The sequence below is a fragment of the Vibrio marinisediminis genome (genome assembly GCF_014050145.1).
GTDB lineage: Bacteria > Pseudomonadota > Gammaproteobacteria > Enterobacterales > Vibrionaceae > Vibrio > Vibrio marinisediminis.
Genome location: NZ_JACFYF010000348.1, coordinates 1 through 235, shown reverse-complemented (window position 1 = coordinate 235; position 235 = coordinate 1). Strand labels below are relative to the sequence as shown.

Below are 235 nucleotides of genomic sequence, written 5' to 3'. Positions count from 1 at the left end.
ATAAATAACTTCCAAAAGTAGGTTTAGAACCATCAATTTTAACTACACGTATATTATTGACGAATTTTCCTGGGGTTTGCCCATTCATAAGAACTTCAAAAAATAAACTATAAAAAAAGATAGGTAATCCCATAATGGTGTATATAAACCAAGATTCCATATTAGCAACAAGACCTATAGCATTTAGTATCCACATCATAATAATAGCATAAGCAACTATAATTAGCATATCTAA

The 235-nt window shown here is 28.5% G+C and carries 1 protein-coding gene; it reads right to left on the bottom strand.

What is annotated here, in order from left to right; all coding sequences use genetic code 11:
• Positions 1 to 235 (bottom strand): RDD family protein (locus tag H2O73_RS24315; protein ID WP_182110838.1); only part of this gene is annotated, 235 nt, incomplete at both ends.